Origin of the sequence: Turicibacter sp. HGF1 (genome assembly GCF_000191865.1) — a bacterium.
Classification (GTDB): Bacteria; Bacillota_I; Bacilli_A; order MOL361; family Turicibacteraceae; genus Turicibacter; species Turicibacter sanguinis.
This window is the reverse complement of the sequence record NZ_AEXQ01000077.1, coordinates 68,612-94,950: the sequence shown is the minus strand read 5'-3', so window position 1 is coordinate 94,950 and position 26,339 is coordinate 68,612. Positions and strand designations below refer to the sequence as shown.

Genomic DNA, 26,339 nt, shown 5'->3' with positions numbered 1-26,339 from the left:
TTATATGGCCATTATTTTAGGATGCGGGGATGCATTCCACTTAGTCCCACGTTCTTATGCGTTGTTAACAACAGGACTTGAATCCAATGCAGCAGCACTTGGATTTGGTAAATTTGTGACGTCGATTACGATGACTGTCTTTTATGTAGTACTTTATCATATTTGGCAAAAACGATATCGTGTCCAAAATACAAAAGGATTAACATTTGCGATTTATGGATTAGCGATTGTACGTATTGCGTTATGTTTATTACCTCAAAATGAGTGGTTAAATTATAATGCCCCCGTTTCGTGGGGAGTTTATCGAAACATTCCGTTTGCGATTATGGGCTTAATGATTATCTATCTATTCTATAAAGAAGCAAAAGCGCATCAAGACTCAACGTTCAAATGGATGTGGCTGGCAATCGTTTTATCATTTGCCTTTTATATCCCGGTTGTCTTATGGGCCACCACATTCCGTTTAATTGGAATGTTAATGATTCCTAAAACACTTGCCTATGTGTGGGTTGTTTGGATGGGATATCAATCATTTAAGCAAGAAAGTAAATAATGTAAAAAGGAGTAACGGTCGTTACTCCTTTTTTATGGAAAAATTTAAAACATACATTTAGACATAGCAAGACAAACATTCAAACATATTAAAAACGTTTTTATTTAGTTATAATGAGAGTGTTATCAATCTTTTAGTGTAAGAGGAGAGTTTGTATGAAGAGACAGGTTGTTAAAGCAAGTGAGCAGGTTGTTATTGAATATAGTGAAGAATTAGTTCGTTTTATGGGGTTAAATTTAGCAAAGGATTTTTGGTGGATGAAGCCGTTTTATGGGACGAGCTTTGAACAGTTACCATCACGCGTACAGTTTTTGATTGGGGAATATGAAAATGAGTTAGGGGAAAGTCGCTATTTAGTGGTGATTCCATGTGTGGATCAGGATCAATTGGGGGAGCTTGTTGTAGAGGTAAATCATTTGGTGATCCGCTCTGTTTTACCTTCAACGAATGATGAAGCTATCATTGGCGTGGCTATTTCTGATTGTTTAGAAATCGAGGATGGAATTAGGGAAGCTGTGACGATTTTAGCAAGTGAGATTGAAGGATTTAATTTGCGTGAAACAAAGTCGGTTCCAACGTATTATGATTATTTGGGTTGGTGTACATGGGATGTGTTTTATCGTGAGGTCAGTGAAGCGGGAGTTATGGAGGCGTTAGATGTTTTTAAAGAACGTGGTGTGAAGCCTTATTATATGATTTTAGATGATGGATGGCAGGATGTTAAAGATGAGTTGTATCTGAATGATATTTATGAAAATGAAAAGTTTCCATCTGGTTTAAAAACGTTGGTTCAAAAGGCGAAAGAGGAGTATGGGATTTCTGTATTTGGGATTTGGCATGCGCTTCAAGGTTATTGGGGTGGGATTAATCCAGAGGGGCGCCTAGGTAAAAAATATACGCTAATTGAAAATAAGGATGTAAAAGAATCGGAGTTTGCGACATATTTCACGAATCATACGTATTATATTTGCAAGGATGATTGTGAAACCTTTTATGATGAATTCTATGCTTATTTAAAAATGTGTGGGATTGACTATGTAAAGGTCGATTCTCAAGGGAATTTATTGCATCTTTGTGAGCAGGAACAGAATCCAACGGCTGTGATGAGCAGTTATCAACGAGCGTTAAAAATAGCGGGAAATGAATATTTAAATGGAGATGTATTATACTGTATGTCAAATAGTACAGAGGTGATTTATAATACGTCTGAGTTTATTGGGTGGCGAAATTCTGATGATTTCTTCCCTAAAGAACCGATTGGTATTCAACTTGAACATTATTATATGAATACTTTAAATAATATTTTCACCTCGACATTTGTTTGCCCAGATTGGGATATGTTCCAAACGAATCACCCTCAAGGAGAGTTTCATGCGATGGTGCGTGCCATTTCAGGAGGTCCTATTTATATTTGTGATCATCCTAAAAATATGGACACAAATTTATTATCAAGATTAATGATTCGTGGTAATGAGTTGCTTCGTTTTAATCAACCAGCTCGACCGACAAGTGATTGCTATCTAAGCGATGCAAAGACTTCAACTATTTTACTTAAAACCCACAACTATGGAGAGTTCGGTTCCACGATATTTGCAGTGCATTTAAATAAGGACGCTAGAATCATTAAAGAAGTGGTGACGGGGGATATTTGTTTCACACCAGATTTAGGTGAAGTTGCGCTAGGGAAGTTAGAAATCGTACTAAACTACGGGGAGTATGCGTATGTGTCGCGAGCTGTTAGACGTGAGATGGTGACACCACTCGGATTAGTCCATAAATTCAATAGTTATTTAGCGATTGAGTCAGTGGTGGAAAGTGAAAATGAGATGATACTTAAGGTTAAGGGGGAAGGAGCATTTGCCTTTTATGCGGAGGAATCTTGCTTAATCACATTGCTGACTGTGAATGGAGAAACACGAGTTTTTGAGATAGACAATCATCTGTTACAGGTTGAACTAAGTGAGGCAACATCAGTTATTAAACTGAATTGGAAATAAAAAGGTGGATATCATGAAGGAATATGAGTTTTGACCTTAATGTTATGATGAGAAGATGATACAGGAAGAATCAGTTGAAGTAATAGCTGATTCACTTTGTCCTTGTTGCAATCAGTTAACGATACCGACTACTGGAGACGCACTAGCCTATATTTATCTCAATTGTTTATGGGAGATTGATTTGTTTATTTAAGCAGACGTTGAGCCAAGTGACTTAAATCGTAGACTAACATTAGCTCAGGGGAGAAAAACTATAAAAAAATACGGATTTGAAAAGAAAAGACATCTAGGCCTTTAGACCTGGATGTCTTTTAAATTAAAATGAGATTTAGTTTGAGTCGATTAATTTTTGGATATAGTCGCTGTCTGCAAATGTTAGTTTAAGGAAGGGACCAGATTGATGTGAGGTGAAAATCCCCCCGTCATCTGTTAAAAGGGTGTTACCACTGACTAATGTTTCTTTGGTTTTTGTGTGATAAAGATGAAGTTCATAGTCTCTATTTCCCCCGATAGAGACAGCATCTTCTAATTTTTTGGTATTTGTAAAGATCGTAAGGATATCATCAATGATGCTTTCGGCTTTTTCAGTATCGTTTGTGATGAGTGATTCCAACTTGAAGTGGAAGTCTTTCATTTTTAATTGGGATTTTTTCAGAACGTAATCAAAGAAATTCGATTCCAATGACGATGATAAAAACAGTAATATAGAAAATGATTTTGTGTTTCATTCTCTTTCCTCTTAATAGGTATATGGGAAACAAAGTGAACTAATAAAGTATCCTATTAGTTGATTTATTCAAACAAAAGTTAATTTTGGCTCGATTGTTTTATGAGGAAAGAATACATATAATGAGAGTATCACAGACAAATTAAAGGAATAGCGAGGTGATGACATGAAGGAAATTAATGTTGGAAAAATGATTATTTTAAAGCGAAAAGAGAAGAAGATTACGCAAGATGAATTAGCGAAATATATTGGGGTTTCAAAGGCGGCTATTTCAAAATGGGAGACAGGCCAAAGTTATCCGGATATTACATTGTTACCGATTTTAGCGGCGTATTTTAATATGAGTATTGACGAGTTAATCGGATATGAGCCACAGATGGTGAAGGAAGATATTCAAAAATTGTATGTCAGGCTATGTGAAGATTTTGCGAAGAAACCATTCGAAGAGGTGATTTTGGAGTGTGAGGAGTTGATCAAGAAATATTATTCTTGTTTTCCACTGTTGCATCAAATGGGATTACTTTTAATTAATCACAGTATGTTAGCCCCCGATGTTTTAGAAATGACAAGATTAAATGAATTAGCTTGTTCTTTATTTGAGCGTGTTAAAGAAAAGGGAGATGACGTTGAACTTTCAAAGCAGGCACTGCATTTAGAGGCGTATTGTTATTTATTATTGAATCAACCGTCAGTTGCGTTAGAGTTACTTGAAGATACGAAGAAACCGAAAGTTTCAAGTGAAGTATTAATTGCACAAGCCCATCAGATGCTTGGGCAGATTGAAGAAGCAAAGTCTTCGATTCAAGTCGGTGTCTTTTCGCATCTGATGGAAATTTTTCAAACGTTACCGATGTTGCTAGGATTGAGTTTACCTGATCAAAAGCGATTTGAGGATATTATTCAAAAGATTGAAACGTTAGATGAATTATTTGAAATCAAAAAAGTGAATCCTTATCTCATTCTTCCGATTCAGTTAATGATTGCCCAGGGATATATGCAACTTGGGGAAGCGGGACTGGCGCTTGATTATTTAGACGCATATTCGAAATTAGCGACAGATAGTATTCAAAGAATTAAAATTCAAGGAAATGATTTCTTTAATTTAGTGGAGGACTGGTTTAAGGCATATGAAATTGGTCAACCGCCACGAAATGAAGCGATTATCAAGCAAAGTGCGTTAGATGGTGTTTTGAAAAATCCTGTTTTTATGCCGTTACATGAAGAAGAGCGATTTATTAATTTAGTGGTACGATTAAAATTTTATCTTTAGGAGTGAGCGTATGAGTTTAGAGAGTATTCAAGAGTATTTACCATTTTTAATTCCGTTGGTGATTGCAGAGTTTGCGCTTGCGATGACAGCACTTATTCATGTGTTAAAGCATCCGAACTATCGATTTGGAAATAAAGTGATGTGGATTGTGATTGTGTTATTGATTCAAATTATTGGACCTGTTGTTTATTTTTTAATTGGTCGAGGTGAAGAGTAGTGGACATGATTCGTTTAGAAGGTGTCAGTAAACAGTTTGGAAGTCACGAGGTGATTAAATCGTTAAATTTGACGGTTCCAAGTCAGTGTGTCTTTGGTTTTTTAGGACAAAATGGGGTTGGAAAAACAACAACGATGAAGATGATTTTAGGGTTGTTAAATCCTAGCGAGGGACGTATTTTTGTCTGTGATGAAGAAGTCGTGTATGGTGAAACGAAAACAAATCGCTTCATTGGCTATTTACCGGATGTCCCAGAGTATTATTCTTATATGACACCCAGAGAGTATTTGAAATTGTGCGGTGAAATGACAGGCATGTCAAAAGCGCAAATTAAAGCGAAGTCAGATGAGTTATTGACACTGGTTGGATTAGCTGATGTGAATCGTAAAATTGGAGGGTTTTCAAGGGGGATGAAGCAACGACTTGGTATTGCACAAGCTTTACTAAATGAACCGAAAATTTTAATTTGTGATGAACCAACGTCTGTGCTTGATCCGATTGGACGAAAAGAAATTTTGGATATTTTACATCAGGTAAAAGAGAAAACGACGGTTATTTTTTCAACGCATATTTTATCTGATGTGGAGCGTATTTGTGATCAAGTAGCTGTTTTACATGAAGGAGAGATTGTGTTAAGTGGAACACTCACAGACGTTAAAAATCAACATCGTCAAGATGCCATTCGATTAACATTTGAATCAGAAAAGGTTGCAAAACACTTGATGCAAGATTTTGAGAGGTTTAAGAAAGTTGAGTTAGAAGGAAATGAACTCACAATATATGTGGATAATTTAAAACAAGATTCCCAAGAAATATTAAAATGGATGACAGATCAAAATATATTATTACTAAAGTATGAAATCCTTGAACCAACGCTTGAAAGCTTGTTTATGGAGGTGGTTCGATGAGGGGATATTTAGCTTTTGTAAAGAAAGAACTGTTAGAGCAGGTTCGCACGTATAAGTTACTGATTTTATTCCTCGTTTTCTTTATTTTTGGGATGCTAAGTCCTTTGATGGCAAAGTTAATGCCTGAAATACTGCGCCAGATGCCGATGGATGGGATTACAATTACGATTCCAGACCCCACGGCGATTGATTCATATAGCCAGTTTTTTAAGAATCTGACGCAGATGGGATTAATCGTCCTTGTTCTCCTATTCAGTGGAACGTTAACGACTGAATTATCAAAAGGGACGTTGATTAATGTATTGACAAAAGGGTTAACACGATATGCGGTCATTTTGGCAAAGTATACGGTGGCACTTGTTTTATGGAGTTTTGCCCTTTTGATGGCACTCGGTGTGACATACGGGTATACGGCATATTTTTTCTCACAAGATGAGATCCATCATTTATTGGCGTCAGTGGGTTGCTTATGGTTGTTTGGAGTCTTACTTTTATCGTTGTTGATGTGGGCACAGACGTTAGTTGGCAATCAGTATGGAAGTCTTTTAATGGTGGGAATTTTTGTCGCAGGATTATTTGTTTTGAATCTTTTTCCAATATTTCAGGATTATAATCCGATTGCGTTAGTGTCTGAGAATGTGGCGATGTTGAGTCAAGATTATGATATCAGTCAACTGATGTCTACTAGTTTAATTTCAGTTATACTAAGCATTGCTTTTTTAGCATTAGCTTTAACGACGTTTAAGAATAAGAGAATTTAAGAAAAGTAAAGGCCGATTATTTTTGAAGAAATTAACTTCAAGATAATCGGCCTTTATATGGCTTTAATTGGGAAGTATTGGTATTTTTTGAAAATCTTTGACCAACCCTAAAGAAATATGTCAAAATAGACAAGAAGGTATTAAATGATAGATTTGATGGAAATAGGTTTTGGAGGTACTTTGACATGATAAGATTTGAAAGTGATTATGCGGAAGGGGCGCATCCACGTATTTTAGAAAAATTAATTCTAACAAATGAGGAACAAACACCAGGATATGGGGTCGATATTTATTGTGATCGTGCACGACAATTAATTAAAAATTTATGTCAAAAAGACGATTGTGATGTTCATTTTTTAGTAGGGGGAACACAAACAAATTTAATTGTTATTTCATCTATTTTAAGACCTTATCAAGGCGTTATCTCAGCTATTTCAGGACATATTAATACGCATGAAACAGGGGCAATTGAAGCGACGGGGCATAAGGTATTAGCGGTTGAAAGTGAAGATGGTAAAATTACCGCCGCTCAAGTAAAAGCTGTTTGTGATCAACATCATCAGGATGCTGGCCGTGTTCATAAAGTTCAACCTGGAATGGTTTATATTTCACAACCAACTGAATATGGAACACTTTATTCATTAGAAGAATTAACAAACTTAAGTCGAGTTTGTAAAGAATATCATCTTCCATTATTCGTCGATGGAGCTCGTTTAGGATATGGGATGGTCAGTCAAATAAATGATGTTTGGATGTCAGATTTAGCAAATTTATGTGATGTCTTTTATATTGGTGGAACCAAGATTGGGGCATTATTTGGTGAAGCTGTCGTTATTTCAAATGATGCCTATAAGCAAGGGTTTAGATATAATATTAAGCAAAGAGGTGGACTTTTAGCTAAAGGAAGATTGTTAGGCCTTCAGTTTGAAACGTTATTTGAAGATAATTTATACTTTGAAATGTCGTTACATGCTGTTAAGTTATCGATGCAACTTCGTCAGGCATTTACTGAAAAAGGATTTGAATTGCTATATGATTCATATACAAATCAGCAATTTCCAATTTTACCAAATGATGTTTTAGAAAAACTATCAAAAAAATATTCATTTACTTATTGGAAGGCAATTGATGAATTGCATTCTGCAGTCCGACTTTGTACAAGCTGGGCGACCAAAGAAGAGTATGTTGAACAATTGGTTGCAGATATTAAAGCGTTGTAAGGTGAAGATAAGCTTATAACAACGTGATATGGCCATAAGGTAGTCAAATCTATAAGATACGCGTTTAAAAAAGCGTTGTCTTATAGATTTTTTTGTAAAATGATTTAAATAAATTGGATAACAATTTACAGTCGATAAAGTCATGATGAATGGTTAGCTAGATACAATCTATTGTGAACAAATGCTTGGTAGTCAACTCACGTAAAAATTGATATAATGATGATATTAAAAGAGAATTTTTTTAAAGGTTGTGATGTTATTGTCAACAATTAAGGAGGTTGCTAAACGAGCAGGGGTATCTGTTGGAACTGTTTCAAAATTTATTAATAATATTGAAGTTAAACCAAAGACTAGAATGGCGATAGAGGCAGCGATTAAGGAATTAAATTATGAGCCTAACATTTATGCTCGTGGATTAAAGATGAATCGTACTAATACAATCGCCTTAATTTTACCAACTGTTTGGCATCCATTTTTCAGTGAATTAGCTTATAATATTGAAAAAAATTTAAGAGCTTTAAATTATAAAATGATTTTATGTAACTCAGAAGGAGATTACAAAATTGAATTAGATTATATTACAATGGCTAAACAGAATCAAGTTGATGGAATCATTGCCATTACGTATAGTGATATTGAGGCTTTTATTTCAAGCAATCTTCCAATGGTCAGCGTCGATCGCTTTTTTAATGAGGAAATTACATATGTCAGCAGTGATAACTTAATGGGGGGGGATTTAGCTGCTCAAAAGTTAATTGAATCCGGATGTCAATCGATTTGTTTTATTGGGGAGGGGTCGAAAAAAGATAATTCAACTCGTAATCGTAAAAAAGGATTTATAAATTATTGTGAAGAACATCGAATCGACTATCAGGTTTGTGAGATGATTGGGGATCATGACAAATTTGATGAAACATTAAAACAGTTTTTAATGGATAATTTAATCCAACAGAAAAAGATTGATGGGATTTTTACAGTAACTGATGCCTATGCTTATTTCATCATTGAAAAATTAAAAGAGTATCATCTTTCAGTGCCTGAAGATGTTCAAATCATCGGATTTGATGGGGCTAAGAGTTCGAAAAAATCAGTGATTGAAATTTCTACGATTCGTCAACCAATTGAGTTAATTGCAAAGCATACCGTTGAATCAATTGATGCTTTAATTAATAAACAAACGATAGAAAAAGAAATTATTTTACCAGTAGAGTTCCATCAAGGCAGTACAACAAAACACTAAAGGGATTATTTTAAGGAATAATCCTTTTTTAATACATAAAATTGATTATTTTTGAAAACGATAAAAAAATGTTGACGTTTTCAAAAAAGTGTTCTATTATAGTACTGTAGAAAATGAAACGTTTCATTTTTGAGGGGTTATCGTTTAATTATTTTTTTAACGCAAAAATGAAACGTTTCATAAATAAGGAGGAGTAAGAATGAGTAACAAAAAGTATCATACTATTGCTCAAAATATCTTATTGCACTTAGGTGGAGAAGAAAATATTATTAGTGCCGCAAGTTGTGCAACACGTTTAAGAGTTGTCGTTAAAGACGATCAAAAAATTAAAGTGGATGAAATTGAAAATATAGATTTGGTTAAGGGGAGTTTTAATAACGGTGGACAATTCCAAATTATTTTAGGAACAGGAATTGTAGATGAAGTTTACCGTGAATTTATGGGGATTGTTAACTTAGAAGAAGTGAGTAAAGCTGAATTAAAAGAAGCAGCAGGGAAAAAAATGAATGTTTTCCAACGCGTTTTAAAATCATTAGCTGATGTCTTTGTTCCAATTTTACCAGCATTAGTTGCAGCCGGATTATTAATGGGATTAAATAATGTGTTAACCGCACAAGGTTTATTTATTGAAGGGAAGTCTATCATCGAAGCTTACCCACAAATTGCTGATTTAGCTGATATGATTAATGTTTTCTCTAATGCAGCCTTTACCTTCTTACCTGTATTAATCGGATTCTCAGCGACTAAGATTTTTGGTGGAACACCAGTTTTAGGGGCAGTTATTGGAGCCATCATGATCCACCCGGATTTATTAAATGGGTATAGTTATGGACAAGCTCTATTAGATGGAACGGTTCCAGCATGGAGTATTTTTGGATATCAAATTGCAAAAGTAGGTTACCAAGGAACAGTTTTACCCGTTATCGTTTCATCATTCGTATTAGCTAAAATTGAAAGAAAAACACGTAAAGTCGTTCCTCCAATGTTTGATAATATTATTACACCATTAGTGGCAGTCCTTGTAACGGCGGCTTTAACATTCGTTGTGATTGGACCTGCTATGCGTGTTGTAGGAGATGGGTTAACAGAAGCTGTTATGTGGTTATTCTTTAGCTTAGGCCCAGTTGGAGGAGCTATTTATGGGGTTGTTTATCCGTTATTAGTTATCACAGGAATGCATCACTCATTAGTCACAGCCGAGACGCAAATTCTTGCAAACATTGGAACACTTGGTGGGTCACCAACATTTGCTGTTGTTGCAGCATCTAACGTTGCACAAGGGGCAGCAGCTTTAGCTGTTATGATGATCATGAAGAAAAATGCAAAAATGAAGAGTTTAGCTTCAGCTGCTGGGGTTTCGGCTTTACTTGGAATTACAGAGCCAGCAGTATTCGGAGTTAACTTAAAATTAAAATATCCATTTGTTGCAGCCTTAATTGGTTCAGCTGTTGCATCAGCTTATTCAACATTTATGCAAGTTTTATCAGTTTCACCAGGACCTGCAGGATTACCAGGGGTTATTGTGATTCGTCCAGAATCAATGATTCAATATATGATTACATTAGCAATCGGATTTGCTATTACATTTGTCGTAACTTTTGTTTTAGCTAAAATCTGGGGAAATAAAGAGTAAAACTAAATACAACCTAAACTGCTTTAATTTCAATTGAGATTAAAGCAGTTTCTGTTAGGAAGAGAAAAATAAAACGATTACTTTAAAAGGAGAGTTGAAATTATGGAATGGCCACGTGAATTAAGATATAGAAGAATTGAAGAAGTAGCAGAATGTGAAATAACTGACTTAAAAAATAGAGTCGATGCTTGTTCTCATCGTCAAACGTTTCATATTCAACCTACAACAGGATTATTAAATGACCCAAATGGATTTAGTTTTTATAATGGTGAGTATCATTTATTTTATCAATGGTTCCCACTTGGACCTGTTCACGGAGTCAAGTATTGGTATCATACAGCCTCTAAAGATTTAGTGAACTGGGAGAATCGTGGGATTGCCCTGTCTCCAGATTGTGCACTTGATAGTCACGGGGTATTTTCAGGAACAGCGATTGAACATAATGGATTATTATATTTAATGTATACAGGAAATACGCGTGATGAAAATTGGATTCGTCATCCTTATCAATGCTTGGCTGTCATGAATGAAGCAGGAGAAATTAAAAAGTATCCAGAAGCAGTCATTAAAAATGTGCCAAAAGGAATCACTGATAATTTCCGTGATCCAAAAGTATTTAAAATCGAAGATAAATTCTATTGCATTGTTGGGGCAGAAAAAATGACTGACGAAGGAAATAAAGGAACAGTCGTTTATTACGAATCATCTAATTTAGAAGAGTGGACGTATAAAGGTGAAATCAACACAACATTTGAAAATAATAGTGGATTTATGTGGGAATGTCCAGACTATTTCACATTAGAAGGTCAGGGAATTATGCTGATGTCTCCACAAGGAATGGCACCAGAGGGAGATAAATATCAAAATGTCTTCCAATCAGGTTATTTAGTAGGAGAGCCTATTAATTTTGAAACCGGAATTTTTAATCATGGAGAGTTTACTGAACTTGATCGTGGATTTGAATTTTATGCACCTCAAACGATGGAAGATCCAAAGGGAAGACGTATCCTAGTAGGATGGCTTGGTCTACCAGAGCTAGATTGTGTCACAGATGAATCAGGTTGGGCACATTGTTTAACCTTACCACGTGAATTAACGGTAAAGAATAACAAGTTAATTCAAAAACCGATTGAGGAGTTAAAGAAATTACGTCATCATCGCGTAGAAGTGAAAACAACTTTAAATGCTGAATCTAAGAAATTTATGGGATTTGAAGGCATAACTTACGAATTACAATGTCGTTTTACGGACTTAACCCAAGGAAGAGTTGGAGTCAAATTACGCAAAAGTGAACAAGAAGAAACAGTGTTCTATTACGATATAGAAAATAAAAAATTAGTCTTAAATCGTGAAAAATCAGGTAGGATGTGTGGAGAGGAATACGGATCAATTCGTCAATGTCATTTTGAGGCTAATGAGTTAAGATTACAAATTTTTGTCGATCAGTCATCAGTTGAAATTTTTGTGAATGATGGAGAGGAAGTCTTCACAACACGTATCTTTACGAAAGAGGAGAGTCAAGGCATTGAATTCTTTGCTGATAGCTCTGTTGATTTAGAAGCCACTTTATGGGAAATCAAAAAATAAATAACGAAAAAACCATTCAATTACTGAATGGTTTTTTTGTTTTGTTGTGACAGGATAAACTTTTATGTTAAACTTATTTATTAAATAAGAGCTAGCTATTTTAATTCGGTAATGTGATAGAATGTTCATAAATAGCAAGGAGATGATAGTAAATGAGAGCCATTATTTTTGATGTGGATGATACGTTATATGATCAAGTAATTCCGTTTCAAAAAGCATATGATGAATTATTTAAAGGCTGTTATGAGATATCAGTTGAAGAGCTATATAAGAGAAGCCGCCATTTTAGTGATGAGGTTTTTGAAGCGACACAACGTGGTGAGATGTCGATGGAGAAGATGTATATATACCGAGTTCAAAAGGCATTTGAAAGTCTTGAGATTTTGGTAAGTGATGAGGAGGCACTAAAGTTCCAAGATTTGTACGCAACAAATCAAAAGAAGCTTGAGTTATCTAAAACAATGATTCGAATTATGAATCTGTGTCAAGAAAATCAAATTCGTCTAGGTATTATAACGAATGGCCCTTCTAATCATCAGTGGAATAAGGTTGAGGCACTAAGAGTGATGGAGTATATCCCGCGGGAGTTTGTTTTTGTATCGGGTGATATCGGGGTGGCGAAGCCGCATCTTGATTTATTTAATTATGTCAAGGAGAAGATGGATTTGATACCACAAGAGACGCTTTTAGTTGGGGATACGTTCGAGAGTGATATTGTGGGAGCGAATATGGCTGGTTGGCAGACGGTTTGGTTGAATCGTCGTCAAAGGGAGATGCCTGAGGGTGAGGTTGTGCCGAATTTTTGTGTACGTCATGAAGAAGAGTTATATGATGTGATTGTGAAATGGATTGAAGAGAACAAGGAGTGAGGTTGCGTGGATCATATGAATAAATTTACAGGTAAATCAAGTGCTTATACTTTGTCAAGACCGGGTTATGCAAAAGGATTATTTGAGTATTTGGTGTGTGATTTGGAAGTTAATAAACAGACGGTGATAGCCGATATTGGATCAGGGACAGGTAAGTTATCACAGGATCTTTTGAAGGTTGCAGGAATAGTCTATTGTGTTGAACCAAATGATGAGATGCGACAGGTGGCAGAGTCTTTACTTAGTAATCAAGAGGGATTCATTTCAGTGAAAGGAACTGCTGAACAAACTACTCTTATGGATAAAAGTGTTGATTTTATTTTGGTTGGGCAAGCCTTTCATTGGTTTGATGCGAATTCTTTTAAGTTAGAGTGCCAACGAATTTTAAAAGAGACGGGAAAAGTGATTTTAATTTGGAATTCGTGGATTAGAGACAGTGAGGTCATTATGAAATATCATGAGCTTTTCCAGATGTTTTGCCCTAGTTTTAAAGGATTCAGTGGTGGTTTAGAATCACGAAAGATTTGTGAGTTTTTTGAAAATCAGTATGAAATTAAAAGGGTAGCCAATCATTTGGTATTTAATAAAGAAAGTTTTATTAATCGTGCACGATCAGCCTCTTATTCTTTAATAGAAGGTGATGAAAAATTTGAAGATTATATGGAAGCCTTAGAGAAATTTTTTGAGAAATATGCAGTTGATGGAATTTTAACGATGCCAAATGAAACGGTTTGGTATGTAGGGGAAGTTTAATAAAGAAGGAGTTAATGAATGATGAAGCATGAATGGCGAAAACACGAGAAAGAATTATATATGCCGAAGGCTAAGCCAACATTGGTCACCATTCCTAAGCAACCATTTATCACGATTAAAGGAAAGGGAAATCCAAATCAAGCGGATTTTAGTGATCGAATTAGAGTGCTTTATTCGATTGCGTACGCTATTAAAATGATGCCGAAAAAAGGATATACACCAGTTGGCTACATGGAATATACGGTATATCCATTAGAAGGAGTTTGGGATTTAACGGAGGAAGGTAGACAATCACAGGTACTTAATAAAGATGAATTGTTGTATACGATTATGATTCGCCAACCGGAGTTTGTGACAACGGAAGTTTTTGAAAAAGCATTGAATGAAGTGAAAAAGAAGAAGCCTCATCCACTGCTAGATGAGGTGGTATTTGAAGAGATAGAAGATGGATTATCGGTACAAATGCTACATGTTGGTCCATATGATGATGAACTGATCACCTTTGAAAAGATGAAGACATTTATTAATGAACAAAATCTAACTATTGTATCGTTAAAGCATCGAGAAATTTATTTATCCGATTTTAGAAAAGTAACACCAGATAAATTGAAAACAGTTTTAAGATATCGAGTTGAATAAAAGAGTGGAATTATTCCCATAACAAACTTATTTAAGGTGGTGATAATGGTGAATAATTCTTCTGCTGAGCGTGTTCAAAAACAGATGGTTTTGATAATGGCCGGCTGTTTTTTATGGATAACGTATTTTATTTTTCAAGATTTCTTCAAAGGAATTTATCATTATTTTGCTGTGATACCAAGTTGGTGGTTACTTGTGATTGGCCCCCTATTTGGAGTGGCTGTTTTATGGTCTATTCATCGAGATGAGTTAGCGATTAAGGAGGCTGAGGCACATTGGGTAGATAGTCAGCGGCGTTTTGCTGAAATCGAGCTTCAATTTAGATTAATTAAGTCTAATTTTTTTAAGATGTCTGCTGTCCAATTTGTGTATTATTGCGCGGATTTGCTAAGAGCACTTGGATATCAACGGGTAGAGTTAGTGAGTGAGGAGAATGTTTTGCAAGTAATCGATCCTTCAGGGCGGAGTATGTTAGTTTATTGTTTACATGGAAGTGAAGGAATTGAATATGATGAAACGGCGATTCAAACATTAAAGGAGAAGATGGCACGTTCTCACCTAGAGGCGGGACTTTTTATGACTTGTGCGAATTTGACAGAGGTGGCCACTGAGATTGCGACACAACATAACATTAAATGCTATAATGGGACAGCGATTAGCAAGCTTGTCTGGCTAGTCATTGAAGAATCAAAAGAAAAGGCACAGTCGATATGATTGTGCCTTTTAGCCTTTAAATTGATGTTGATCTCGATATTTTTTTGGCGTCAGTCCGACGAATTGTTTAAAGACTTTTGTAAAATGACTTTGGTCATTGAAGTGCAACAGGACACTGATATCGAGTAAGGAGTGTTTAGAAACCATGAGTAGTCGCTTTGCTTCTTCTACTTTTTCCCGTAAAATAAATTCACCGATTGTCTCATTCATTTCCTTTTTAAATAAACGAGCTAAGTAACTTTTATTGAAGTGTAGTTCAGTCGCTACTTTTTCAAGTGAAACATTGTCATATAAATTTTTATGAATGAAAAAGATGGCATCAAGTACTGGTCGTGAGAAGGTTAAAGTATTAATTTGTTGAACACGCATCGTAAAATCGAGTAAGCTGGTTAGTTGAAGTTTTGCAAGTTCTTGCATATCAGAGGTGTTTTCAATTTTATCTAAATAAAAGACAGTCAGTTTATGAGCGACATCTGGGATTAAACCTGCTCTAATGGAAGCACGAGCACCTAAAATAATGAGAGTCATATAAAGAACTTTAGAAGAATGAAGGGGATCTTCTAGTAATTGGTTTAATAAAGGTTGTTGTCTACTTAGTTTTTCAACGGCGTTAATAAGTTGTTCAGGATCTCCATATTCAATGGCATTGATAATATGAGTTTCATAAGCTAGGGGAAAGAACGTTATGTTATCTTCCGCGATTTGTCGTAGTGTTGTAAAATCAGATTTTAATTTTTCTTCAATCGAATCAACGAGTGGTTGTTTGAAAAAATTATCTTTTAAGACTTCATTGAAATCAATGTGTTTTCGATAAAGTAAATAGTATAGCAGGCAACCTTGATGAATGACTTGTGTAAAAGAAGTCAGATGATAATTGAGAGGACCTATTAGGAAAGTCCCAATCAGAAGTTCTTCTTCATAATACGTTAAGCAAAGAAAGTGTCCATCGTTTTTCAGTGTTTTAAGTTTAGGAAGAGGTGCTCCTTCTTCAAAGTAAGGATCAGCAAATGAATCTGTTAAATGTAGCAGTAATGAACCTTCTGATTTCAGGATAATGTTTAATGAAGGATCGATAAAATAAATGGGAGCGTTTAAGCTTCCGGATAAAAGATTGATAAGGTTTTGAATATGTTTGTTGTTCATGATGATTACCTCTTAAGGTCAATATTTTTACAAAAAAATCAATATAATACAAAAATATAATATTGATTCATGATAATATGATTCAGGCTCAAAATCAAGGAATTTAAGTCAGTTTTTAGATGTATAGGAGGAGAGACATCATGATACGAGATAATATATTAGAAACTGAAAAGATTTCAAAGCTTTTTATTAAGTTTTCGATTCCAGCGATTCTTTCGTTAACAATTGCGGGGATTCAAACAATGGTCGATGGAGTTTTCCTTGGAAACTTTGTTGGAACAAATGCAATGGCAAGTGTGAATATTGCCGCTCCATTTATGCAACTTATGATTGGAATGAATTTAATTATTGGAGTTGGAGGAGCAAGTTATATTGGACGAAGTCTTGGCGAGGGGGAAGTGAAACGTGCCCAAGATATTTTTAAGTCCGCGTGCTTATTTATGCTAGGATTATCATTGGTCATTGCAGTTTTTGGGTTTACATGTAGTGAACAAATCGCGACGTTTTTAGGAGCGAATGATGTGCTATTAGCAGATTCGGCAATGTATATTAAGATACTAGCTTTATTTGCACCATCTATTGGACTATCATTTATTTTAGGAATTTTTGTCCGTTGTATTGGAATGCCAAATGTGTATTTAGTTAGCTCGATTGTCAGTCTGATTGCCAATATTATCTTTAACTATGTTTTAATCAAAGTTTTAAATTTAGGAATCATTGGTGCTCCGATTGCAACGGGACTATCATTTACGGCATCCTTCTTGATTGTAGCTATTCCATTCTTCAAGAAATCATCAATTTTAAATTTTACAAAAGGAAAATTTAATGCGAAATTAACGGGGGCCCTTTTATATAATGGTTCGTCGGAGGGGGTCTCATCGTTGGCAACAGCTATTTCGACATTTGTTTTTAATGCAGCTTTTATGCGTATTGCAGGGGAAGCGGGGGTATCTGCTTTTACAGCCATCGGGTACCTATCTTTATTCGCTTCTTTGATTGTGTGCGGTATTTCTGCTGGAATTGGACCGGTTATTTCTTATAATTATGGGGCAGGATTACAAGAGCGTGTCCGTCAACTGTTAAAATTATGTTGTCAGGTTGCCTTAGTAATGGGAAGTTTATTATTTATTTTAATTTTCTTTTTTGGAAAATATATGGTGTTATTATTTGTAAAGGATAATCAGATTGTATTAGAGTTAGCGACTCATGGAGCTAAAATTTATGCCTTTACATTCTTCTTAAATGGAATTAATATTTTATTCTCAGGATATTTTACCTCAATTGGAGATGCCCTATCTTCAATTATTGTAGCAATCTGTCGTGGAATGATTTTTATTTTAACGGGAATTATGATTTTCCCAAGGTTCTTTGGAATTAGTGGAATTTGGATGACGGTTCCATGTGCTGAATTATTAACTATTTTAGTGGTTATTTTCTTAATGAAAAAATCAAAAGCAAAACATGAAGCAGTGGCCAAGCAAGAATTAATATTAGAATAAAAAAAGAGCCTTCGAGGTTCTTTTTTTATTTTGTTTCACGATATTGTTTAGGACTTTTACCATAAATTTTTCGAAAGACTTTTGAGAAAGCAAAGGGATCAGGATAACCAACAGATTTAGCAATCTCATTAATGGGTTGATTGCTGTTCATTAATTGATGACTTGCCTTTTCCATTCTAAAGTTCATTAAAAATTCTTGAGGTGAAATATTGAGTTTTTGTTTGAAGATAGAGGTTAAATAACTACGGTTTACACCAATGTAGCTGGCAATATCATTAATTTTAATGGGTTTCATGTAATAGTTATTAATAAATTCAATGGATTGCTCTAGGTATCCTTCAGCCGCTACTTTACTTCGGTGTTTTAAATCAATATTAGCGTTATTAGAAGCGAGTTTAGATAAGAAAAGATAGAGAAGGGATTGAATTTCAAGTTCATTAGAGGGGGTATCTGCATTTAATTCAAACATTTTCTTCACACAGTTATATAAGCTAGCAGAATCTTGACATTCAAAGATGAGATTTTCTTTATTAAGATTAGCGTAATTTAAGTAGTGTGCTGCTTTTACCCCGTTAAAACCAATCCAGATGTAAGTCCAAGGATTTTGTTCATCAGCTTGATAAGAATGTTGCGTTTCAGGTGTAATTAAGAAACCTTGATTCTTTTTTAAATGATAGGTTTTGTCATTTACTTTATAGGTTCCCTCTCCATCTAAAATATAGTGAATCAAATATTGCGAACGTACCTTATCGTAAGAATGTCTAGGGGGACAAGCTTCAATCCCACAGAAACATAAAAACAAATCAAATGATTGTTTATTTAATGGTTCAAAATAAGTGACAGTCTCGTCTTGAAAATAGTTACACTCTCCCATATAATACTCTCCCTCCAATAAAGCTAAAGATAACCCCCTTACATTTTCGGATTAACTCAGACTTGTAATTTTTATTTTACTATAAAAAAAACGCTTATAAAAGTTTGTTTCTCACATTTTAATATAAAGGGCTTACATTTTACCATGTTTTAACCTGTTAAAGTGTAATGTTATAATTATGTAAACCTTTACAACGAGTTTTAAGCGATAAAGAACATAGAAGAGTTTACTAAATATTTCAAGAATAAGTTCAAGTACTAAGAAGGAAAAATCCTTTTAAAAATTAATCCATGGGGGGAAAATGGCATGAAAAAACATTTAAAAAGATTATTTGGGGCGACAATGGCAACTGCTCTTTTAGGAACAACATTAGTAGGGTGTGGAAATGAGACAGCATCAGGTTCTGATACAACGAAAGGAAACTCAAAAGGAACGACAATTACTTATTCCATTTGGGATAAAGGTCAAGAGCCAGGCATGCAGGCCATTGCGGATGCATTTGAAGAAAAAAATCCAGGAATTACAGTTAATGTAGAGGTAACTCCTTGGGATCAATATTGGACAAAACTTGAAGCTGCGGCTACTGGGGGAACGTTACCAGATGTATTCTGGATGCACTCAAGCCAACATATCCGTTATGCAAATAGTGGAATGTTAATGGATTTAAATGAAGTGATTGAAAATAGTGAAGTACTCGATATGAACAATTTTGCTCAAGGTGTTGTTGATTTATACAATGTGGATGGAGCGCAAATTGCCATTCCAAAAGATGTTTCAACAATCGGTCTGTGGTACAACAAAACATTATTTGATGAAGCGGGTGTTGAATATCCAAATGAAAATTGGACATGGGATGATTTATTGAGTGCTGCTCACGACCTAACTGATTCTGAAAAAGGGGTTTATGGATTAAATGCTCCTTTAAACACAGAAGAAAATTTATTTAACTATGTTTATCAAAATGGGGGAGATATCCTTATCAACGATAAAACAGAATCAGGGTATTCATTACCAGAAACACAAGAAGCTTTAGAGTGGTATGCAAATTTAAGTTTAGTAGAAAAAGTGTCACCTTCTCAAACACAATTTGCTGAAAATGGAAATTCAACCTTATTTACATCAGGAAAAGTTGCAATGGGAATGTTCGGTTCTTGGATGTATAACGAATTTATTACAAATGAATATACAGCAAAAAATTGTGCAGTAGCAGCATTACCACAAGGAAAAGCAGGAAATGCAACCATTTATAATGGATTAGGAAATTCAGTAGCAGCTAATACGAAAAATAAAGAAGCAGCAATTAAATTCATTGAATTCTTAGGATCAGAAGAAGCAAACATCATTCAAGGTGAGTACGCATCAGCTATTCCGGCTTACGGTGCAGCGCAACAAGCTTGGGTTGAAGCAACAACTAAAAATAATTTTGATACACAATGCTTAGTTGATATGTTAGAGTACGGACACATTAAACCTTACACTAAAAACACAGCAAAATGGGAAACAGTAGAAATGGAAATCTTACGTAAAGTATGGGCTGGTGAGTTATCAGTAACAGATGCTTGTCATCAATTAGTGACGCAAATTAATGCTATTTTAGCAGCAGAATAAAAATAAACAAAGGGTAACTGTTCAATTGAACGGTTACCCCTAAAAAAAGCGGAGGGGAAAATATGGCGATTGCATTAAATAAAAGAAAAGTAAAAAGTACCGCTAAACTAAAAAATGCGAAGCATAATGAGTGGATGTGGGGATATATTTTAGTAGCGCCAACAGTCATTGGATTATTAATTTTAAATATTATCCCACTAATTCAGACATTTATTTTAAGTTTTCAAAAAACAGGTGATTTTGGATCTTCTCAATGGGCTGGTTTTGAAAATTATAAACGTTTATTTTCAGATCCAGCCGTTTGGCAAGCCACAGGGAACACATTAAAATACGTCCTCATGGTGATTCCATTTATTATCATCTTTTCATTATTAGTTGCTGTCTTATTAAATCAAAAAATTAAAGGGAAAAGCATTTATCGCGTTATTTATTTTTTGCCAATGGTTGCGGCACCAGCTGCTGTTGCGATGGTTTGGAAATGGTTATTTAACTCAGAATTCGGTTTAATTAATTATTTATTAAGCCTCATTGGAATACAGGGACCTCAATGGGTAAGTGATCCTAATTTCGCTTTAATTGCCATTGCCATCGTTGGAATTTGGAGTGCTGTTGGTTACAATATGATTTTATTATTAGCAGGTCTTCAAGAAATTCCAAAAGATTATTACGAAGCCGCTAGTATTGATGGAGCAGGATCAATTCGCCAATTCTTCAGTGTCACATTACCATTAGTTTCACCAAGCTTATACTTTGTAATGGTCACAAGTATCATCTCAGCGTTCCAAGTATTCGATGTTATCTTCATGATGATTGATAAAACAAGTATGGCAATTGAAAGTACACAATCACTTGTTTACTTATTCTATCAACATTCATTCACCGTTAATGATAAAGGTTATGGATCAGCGATTATCATGTTATTATTAGCCATTATTATGGTCATTACATTTATTCAATCAAAAATTGAGAAAAAATGGGTACATTACTAAGAGAGTAGAGGTGAGAAAAATGAAAAAAATTAAAAAAGGGAATCTATTAATTCACATCATCTTAATCTTAGGTGCTGTCGTCATGATTTTACCTTTCGTATGGATGGTCTTAACATCTTTAAAAACATTAGGAGAATCAACTCAGATCCCTCCAAAAATTTTCCCAGACAAAATGCAATTTAGTAACTATACAGAAGTACTTCGTTTATTACCATTTGGAAAGTTCTATCTTAATACGATTTTAATGATAATCTTCCGCGTTATCGGATCAGTATTATTTAGTGCCATGGCTGCTTATGCTTTTGCAAGATTAAATTTTCCAGGAAAGAAATTTTTCTTTAGCTTAGTTTTAATTCAAATGATGGTACCAGGACAATTATTTATCATCCCACAGTTTAACTTAGTTCAAAACTTAGGGTTATTAAACACCGTCACTGCCTTAGTGATTCCAGGGGTAGTAAGTGCTTTTGGAACATTCTTATTGCGTCAGTTTTTTATGGGAATTCCAGCCGAACTTGAAGAAGCAGCAAAACTTGATGGATGTAGTATTGGACGTACTTTCTTTACCATCATGCTCCCGCTTGCTAACTCTGGACTCGTTGCACTTGGAATTTTCACAGCATTATTTGCTTTCAAAGACTTAATGTGGCCGTTAATTGTTAACATGTCAATTGATAAAATGACGCTATCTGCTGGATTAGCCTCATTACAAGGACAGTTCTCAACAAACTTCCCGCAATTAATGGCGGGGTCATTACTTGCCATTTGGCCAATGTTATTAATCTTTATCGTTTTCCAACGTAAATTTATTGAAGGAATTGCAACAACTGGAGGAAAATAATTAAATTTCATTCTTTATATCTGCCTATTTTAAAATATAGAGGACTGATTGCTGCTTACCCATATCAGTCCTTTTTTCTGTTATAATTTAATAAAAGGGTAGAAACATGAAGATCGAAAAACAAATGTATGAAATAGTAATAAAATTTATTGAGAAAAGATATCTAACTGGCTTAAGAGAGACAGTTGTCATAAAACTCGGTACTGTATCATATAACAATGGTATATTAGAATTTCGTATTACCTAGTGATTGAGGAACTCTCTCTACGAGAGGTTGGGGCCCAAAAAGTTATTCATCAATACAATGTTAAAAGGGACGCTAAATTGTTAGCGTCCCTTTAGATTATTTATATTCTGGTAACCATCCTTCGTGGGCTTTGATTAAATCATCGACTAAGGCGTAGATGTCATCAATTGAAAGCTCAGATGAAGTATGAGGATCAAGCATGGCTGCATGGTAAATATGTTCTTTTTTTAGTGTTAAAGCTGCTTTAACGGTTAACTGATGGACGTTAATATTGGTACGATTTAAAGCGGCAAGTTGTGGAGGCAAATCTCCTACAAAGCAAGGTGTGACACCACTTGCATCAACTAAACATGGGACTTCAACCACGCAGTCATTAGGAAGGTTAGTAATTAAGCCAGTATTTAAAACGTTAGCGCCAATTTTATAAGGCTTGTTTGTAATCATGGCTTCCATGATATAGGAAGCATATTCGTGGGTACGGGTATGAGATAAGCTATGATCATGAACAATCTCTTCGCGGAGTTTATTCCAGTTTTTGATTTGTTCTATACAACGACGAGGATATTCATCTAGTGGAATATTAAAACGCTCAATCAACTCAGGGTATTTCTCTTTAATGAAGTAAGGCATATATTCTGAGTTATGCTCACTTGATTCCGTTACATAGTAGCCAAATCGTTTCATGATTTCAAAACGAACCATATCATAGTGTTTTCCTTCAAAAGCAATTGCTTTCTCTTTGATTTTTGGATATAAATCTTGACCATTCGATTCAACTTCTAATAACCATGCCATGTGGTTAATCCCTGCAATTTTATACGAAACATTGTCGTATTCCATCCCTAAATGACGTAAAAGATCTGGTGCACACACTTGAACGCTATGGCAAAGCCCGATTGTTTTAATTTTAGTCGCCTTTAAAACGGCCAACGTTAAAATACTCATTGGATTCGTGTAGTTTAGTAGCCAGGCATCTGGACAAACTTCTTCCATGATTTTGCAGTAGTCAAGTAGAACGGGAATCGTACGCAGTCCTCTAAAGATACCGCCAATTCCTAACGTATCGGCAATCGTTTGACGAAGACCATACTTTTTAGGAATCTCGAAATCTGTAACCGTACAAGGCTCATATCCTCCGACTTGGATGGCATTCACAACAAATGTTGCATCAGTCAAAGCTTCGCGAGCATCCGTATAAGAAACAATTGTTGCACGGCTTTCATTGCAGTTTTTATTAATATTTTCAAGCATTTGATATGATTCGTCTAATCGTTTTAAGTCAATATCGTATAAAGCAATATGAGCATCTTGAAGACTTGGGGTTAACATACAATCCCCTAGTACATTTTTAGCAAAGACTGTACTTCCGGCTCCAATAAAGGTAATTTTAATCATTTATAAATCCCCCTAATAGTAAGTTGTTTTTACCTCTCCATTATAATTATTGTGAAATCGTTTTAATAGGTCTAGATGTCGGATGCATATGGAAAAATGATGGTTGTTATAAAAAATAACTAAAATTTTACTAAAACGAAGTTGTTTATTCAGGTTAACTATAATATAATAACTTTGGAAACGTTATCTTTAAAAACGATTAGAAGACGTCTTAGGTTATGAGGAAAAAAGCAATAGAAGTGTATAAAGAGGAGAGATAGGATGGGATTTTTAATTGATGAAAAACGCCAACTGTTTGGATTAGAAACAAATAAAACAACATATGCTTTTGCAGTTGATAATATGGGATTATTACGTCACTTATATTGGTGACCAAAAGTAAATAATCTTGAAGATTTTGACGTACCGGCTTTAGCGGAAATGTCGAGTAACGATCCAATCTTGGATTTAACGGATGAAGAATATCCAGTCTTTGGTGGGATGCGTTATAAGGAACATTGTTTAAAAGTAAACTTTGCTGATGGAACGCGTGACATTGAGTATCGCTATGTTGGGTATACGCAGACTGAAGAGACGTTAGTGATTCACTTAAAAGATGCACATTACGAGTTTGAGTTTGATTTACATTATAAAGTATATGAAGTTCAAGATTTAATCGAACGTACAGTATCGGTTCGTAATACTGGGAACGATATCATTGAAATTGAAAAAGTTCATAGTGGACAAATCCATCTTCCATATCAAGATTTAACGTTAACAAGCTCTCATGGACGTTGGTTAGCGGAGTTCCAAGAATTTAAACAACCACTTGGTCAAGGGAAAATCGTGTTAGAAAACCGACGTGGGATTTCAACGCATCATCACAATCCATTCTTTGTTTTAGATCATCAGGCATCAGAAACAAATGGAGAAGTATACTTTGGGGTTTTAAAATTAAGTGGAAACTTCCAAACGATTATTGAACCACGTCCTTATGGCGGAACGCTTGTTCAAATGGGAATCAGTTCACACGACTGTGTGATTTCACTGCAACCAGGTGAGGAATTCATGGCTCCTTCCATGTTAGTGGGTTACACGAATTCAGGATTTGAGGCGATGACACATGCCATGAATGACTTTGCTAAACAACATGTCCTGCGTGATGGAGTTCGTCCTGTCCTTTACAACTCATGGGAAGCAACTGAGTTTGATGTTCACTGTGATGAACAAATTGCATTAGCTAAAAAAGCGAAAGAGATGGGAGTCGAGTTATTTGTTATCGATGATGGATGGTTTGGGCAACGTCATTCTGATGCAGATGGACTTGGAGATTGGTATGTAAATACCGATAAGTTCCCTGAAGGATTAACCCCCTTAATCTCGGTTGTTAAAGAGATGGGAATGATGTTTGGAATTTGGATTGAACCAGAAATGGTGAATCCACCAACACAGTTATTAAAAGATCATCCGGACTGGATTTATCATTTTGAAAATCGTATGAATGATACGTCACGTAACCAAATGGTATTAAATGTAACGTTACCCGAAGTGCAAGAATTTATATTTAATATGATTGATGATTTATTAGCAAATTACGAGATTGATTATATTAAATGGGATGCAAATCGCCCAATCTCTCAAACAGGAATTTCACGTGATATGTGGTACCGTCATATTGAAGCGGTGTATGACATTGCACGCCGTGTGAAAGAGAAGTATCCAAACTTATTACTTGAAGCTTGTGCAAGTGGTGGAGGACGAGTAGACTATGGAATGTTAGATTCATTTGATGATTTCTGGACAAGTGATAACACAGATGCCTATGACCGTCTAACAATTCAACGTACTTACTCATATGTGTACCCAATTAAAGCGATGCGTGCCTGGGTAACAGATGCTAACAATCGTTCGACGATTCCATTAACATTCAAGTTCCATAGCGCTATGATGGGGACACTTGGAATGGGATGCAATATTTTAAAATTTACAGAAGAAGAGATGGAATTATCTCGTCAGTTGATTGAAGAATATAAAGAAATTCGTCATATTATCCAAGATGGGGATTTCTATCGATTAAATCCAATCACGTCAAATAACTATCAGGTATATGAATATGCAAATGAAGATGAAGCTGTCTTATTTGTCTTCTTACCTCAAACACAAATTTCACGTCTTGGCGCTTGTATTAAAATACGAGGACTTGATGCAGATGCACGCTATGAATTTAACTTAAGTGATGATCTCATCATCAAATCGGGATCGTATTTAATGAATCACGGAATTCAAGTGAAGTTATCAGGTGATTATGCAAGTACCATTATTAAATTTAAAAAAATAGCTTAACCAAAAGACTGTATCAGCTTATTTGATACAGTCTTTTTGGCTAATGAGGGGGGGATTGTTTTTTGTAATTCAAGTAAAATAAACTAATTTTTAGTTTTATAAAACGGAAAACGATAACTTCAATGTTTTTATATAGGTGTAAACGGTTTTTCAAAGATGGTTTAATGGAAATAAAAAAGGAATAATATGATCTATTTTCAATATATTTTCGTTTAAAAGTCGCTATTAAAGGTAAAAAAATAAATAAATTTTACTCAAATATGTTGTAAAACGATTTCACACGTGGTAGTATATAACCATGATAGATGATGTAAGCAATTACAGAAAACGATT

The 26,339-nt window shown here is 35.0% G+C and carries 23 protein-coding genes; 20 read left to right on the top strand and 3 right to left on the bottom strand.

Features of this window, described 5'->3' with window-relative positions; genetic code table 11:
• From HMPREF9402_RS07665 to HMPREF9402_RS07595, 15 genes are all read left to right on the top strand, one after another.
• The coding region (locus HMPREF9402_RS07665; RefSeq protein WP_039930897.1) for a hypothetical protein at positions 1-553 on the top strand (553 nt) is incomplete at its 5' end.
• Positions 554-708: 155 nt separating this feature from the next.
• Positions 709-2,550, top strand: coding sequence for a Sip1-related alpha-galactosidase (locus HMPREF9402_RS07660; RefSeq protein WP_009606978.1), 1,842 nt, complete (start codon positions 709-711; stop codon positions 2,548-2,550).
• A 55-nt stretch (positions 2,551-2,605) separates the two neighbouring features.
• On the top strand, positions 2,606-2,743 hold the full coding sequence (locus HMPREF9402_RS14565) for a hypothetical protein (protein WP_155062025.1): 138 nt from the start codon (positions 2,606-2,608) through the stop codon (positions 2,741-2,743).
• A 700-nt stretch (positions 2,744-3,443) separates the two neighbouring features.
• Complete coding sequence (locus tag HMPREF9402_RS07650) at positions 3,444-4,547, top strand: helix-turn-helix domain-containing protein (RefSeq protein ID WP_009606976.1); 1,104 nt, start codon at positions 3,444-3,446, stop codon at positions 4,545-4,547.
• Positions 4,548-4,557: 10 nt separating this feature from the next.
• The gene (locus HMPREF9402_RS07645; RefSeq protein WP_006784390.1) at positions 4,558-4,764 is read left to right on the top strand and encodes a PLDc N-terminal domain-containing protein; all 207 of its coding nucleotides are present in this window, start codon (positions 4,558-4,560) and stop codon (positions 4,762-4,764) included.
• A gap of 5 nt (positions 4,765-4,769) precedes the next feature.
• Positions 4,770-5,672, top strand: coding sequence for an ABC transporter ATP-binding protein (locus HMPREF9402_RS07640; protein WP_238526654.1), 903 nt, complete (start codon positions 4,770-4,772; stop codon positions 5,670-5,672).
• Positions 5,669-6,433: an ABC transporter permease gene (locus HMPREF9402_RS07635; RefSeq protein ID WP_009607018.1), complete on the top strand. Its 765-nt coding sequence runs from the start codon at positions 5,669-5,671 to the stop codon at positions 6,431-6,433. Before HMPREF9402_RS07640 ends, HMPREF9402_RS07635 begins: the two co-directional genes overlap by 4 nt.
• Positions 6,434-6,618: 185 nt before the next feature.
• Positions 6,619-7,653, top strand: coding sequence for a threonine aldolase family protein (locus HMPREF9402_RS07630; RefSeq protein ID WP_006784387.1), 1,035 nt, complete (start codon positions 6,619-6,621; stop codon positions 7,651-7,653).
• Positions 7,654-7,906: 253 nt separating this feature from the next.
• Positions 7,907-8,893, top strand: a complete 987-nt coding sequence (locus HMPREF9402_RS07625) for a LacI family DNA-binding transcriptional regulator (protein WP_009606979.1) — start codon at positions 7,907-7,909, stop codon at positions 8,891-8,893.
• Positions 8,894-9,092: 199 nt separating this feature from the next.
• Positions 9,093-10,526 carry a sucrose-specific PTS transporter subunit IIBC gene (locus tag HMPREF9402_RS07620; RefSeq protein ID WP_006784385.1) on the top strand — a complete coding sequence of 478 codons (1,434 nt, stop codon included), beginning with the start codon at positions 9,093-9,095 and terminating at the stop codon, positions 10,524-10,526.
• Positions 10,527-10,628: 102 nt separating this feature from the next.
• On the top strand, positions 10,629-12,113 hold the full coding sequence (locus tag HMPREF9402_RS07615; RefSeq protein ID WP_009606994.1) for a glycoside hydrolase family 32 protein: 1,485 nt from the start codon (positions 10,629-10,631) through the stop codon (positions 12,111-12,113).
• Between the two features lie 152 nt (positions 12,114-12,265).
• Positions 12,266-12,982 (top strand): HAD family hydrolase, encoded by a 717-nt coding sequence (locus HMPREF9402_RS07610; protein WP_006784383.1) that lies wholly within the window; start codon positions 12,266-12,268, stop codon positions 12,980-12,982.
• Positions 12,983-12,997: 15 nt separating this feature from the next.
• The gene (locus tag HMPREF9402_RS07605) at positions 12,998-13,735 is read left to right on the top strand and encodes a class I SAM-dependent methyltransferase (RefSeq protein WP_155222896.1); all 738 of its coding nucleotides are present in this window, start codon (positions 12,998-13,000) and stop codon (positions 13,733-13,735) included.
• A gap of 21 nt (positions 13,736-13,756) precedes the next feature.
• Positions 13,757-14,374 carry a GyrI-like domain-containing protein gene (locus HMPREF9402_RS07600; protein WP_039930896.1) on the top strand — a complete coding sequence of 206 codons (618 nt, stop codon included), beginning with the start codon at positions 13,757-13,759 and terminating at the stop codon, positions 14,372-14,374.
• Between the two features lie 45 nt (positions 14,375-14,419).
• Positions 14,420-15,088: a restriction endonuclease gene (locus HMPREF9402_RS07595; protein ID WP_006784380.1), complete on the top strand. Its 669-nt coding sequence runs from the start codon at positions 14,420-14,422 to the stop codon at positions 15,086-15,088.
• Between the two features lie 9 nt (positions 15,089-15,097).
• Here HMPREF9402_RS07595 and HMPREF9402_RS07590 read toward each other — a convergent pair whose 3' ends face one another.
• Positions 15,098-16,231, bottom strand: coding sequence for a helix-turn-helix domain-containing protein (locus tag HMPREF9402_RS07590; RefSeq protein WP_009607007.1), 1,134 nt, complete (start codon positions 16,229-16,231; stop codon positions 15,098-15,100).
• A gap of 140 nt (positions 16,232-16,371) precedes the next feature.
• Between HMPREF9402_RS07590 and HMPREF9402_RS07585 the strand changes: the two genes are divergently transcribed.
• Positions 16,372-17,730 carry an MATE family efflux transporter gene (locus tag HMPREF9402_RS07585; protein ID WP_009607009.1) on the top strand — a complete coding sequence of 453 codons (1,359 nt, stop codon included), beginning with the start codon at positions 16,372-16,374 and terminating at the stop codon, positions 17,728-17,730.
• Positions 17,731-17,755: 25 nt separating this feature from the next.
• Here HMPREF9402_RS07585 and HMPREF9402_RS07580 read toward each other — a convergent pair whose 3' ends face one another.
• The gene (locus HMPREF9402_RS07580; RefSeq protein WP_009607011.1) at positions 17,756-18,604 is read right to left on the bottom strand and encodes an AraC family transcriptional regulator; all 849 of its coding nucleotides are present in this window, start codon (positions 18,602-18,604) and stop codon (positions 17,756-17,758) included.
• A 306-nt stretch (positions 18,605-18,910) separates the two neighbouring features.
• Between HMPREF9402_RS07580 and HMPREF9402_RS07575 the strand changes: the two genes are divergently transcribed.
• The 3 genes from HMPREF9402_RS07575 to HMPREF9402_RS07565 all read left to right on the top strand — a co-directional run bounded on the left by HMPREF9402_RS07575 (position 18,911) and on the right by HMPREF9402_RS07565 (position 22,042).
• The gene (locus tag HMPREF9402_RS07575) at positions 18,911-20,212 is read left to right on the top strand and encodes an ABC transporter substrate-binding protein (RefSeq protein ID WP_009607002.1); all 1,302 of its coding nucleotides are present in this window, start codon (positions 18,911-18,913) and stop codon (positions 20,210-20,212) included.
• 62 nt (positions 20,213-20,274) lie between these two features.
• Positions 20,275-21,201 (top strand): carbohydrate ABC transporter permease, encoded by a 927-nt coding sequence (locus tag HMPREF9402_RS07570; protein WP_009607008.1) that lies wholly within the window; start codon positions 20,275-20,277, stop codon positions 21,199-21,201.
• Positions 21,202-21,220: 19 nt separating this feature from the next.
• Positions 21,221-22,042, top strand: coding sequence for a carbohydrate ABC transporter permease (locus HMPREF9402_RS07565; protein WP_006784373.1), 822 nt, complete (start codon positions 21,221-21,223; stop codon positions 22,040-22,042).
• Between the two features lie 343 nt (positions 22,043-22,385).
• Here HMPREF9402_RS07565 and HMPREF9402_RS07560 read toward each other — a convergent pair whose 3' ends face one another.
• On the bottom strand, positions 22,386-23,684 hold the full coding sequence (locus HMPREF9402_RS07560) for an alpha-glucosidase/alpha-galactosidase (RefSeq protein WP_006784372.1): 1,299 nt from the start codon (positions 23,682-23,684) through the stop codon (positions 22,386-22,388).
• Between the two features lie 420 nt (positions 23,685-24,104).
• On the opposite strand from HMPREF9402_RS07560, the gene HMPREF9402_RS07555 reads away from it, so the two are divergent.
• Complete coding sequence (locus HMPREF9402_RS07555; protein WP_009606977.1) at positions 24,105-26,006, top strand: alpha-galactosidase; 1,902 nt, start codon at positions 24,105-24,107, stop codon at positions 26,004-26,006.
• Positions 26,007-26,339 lie beyond the last annotated feature (333 nt).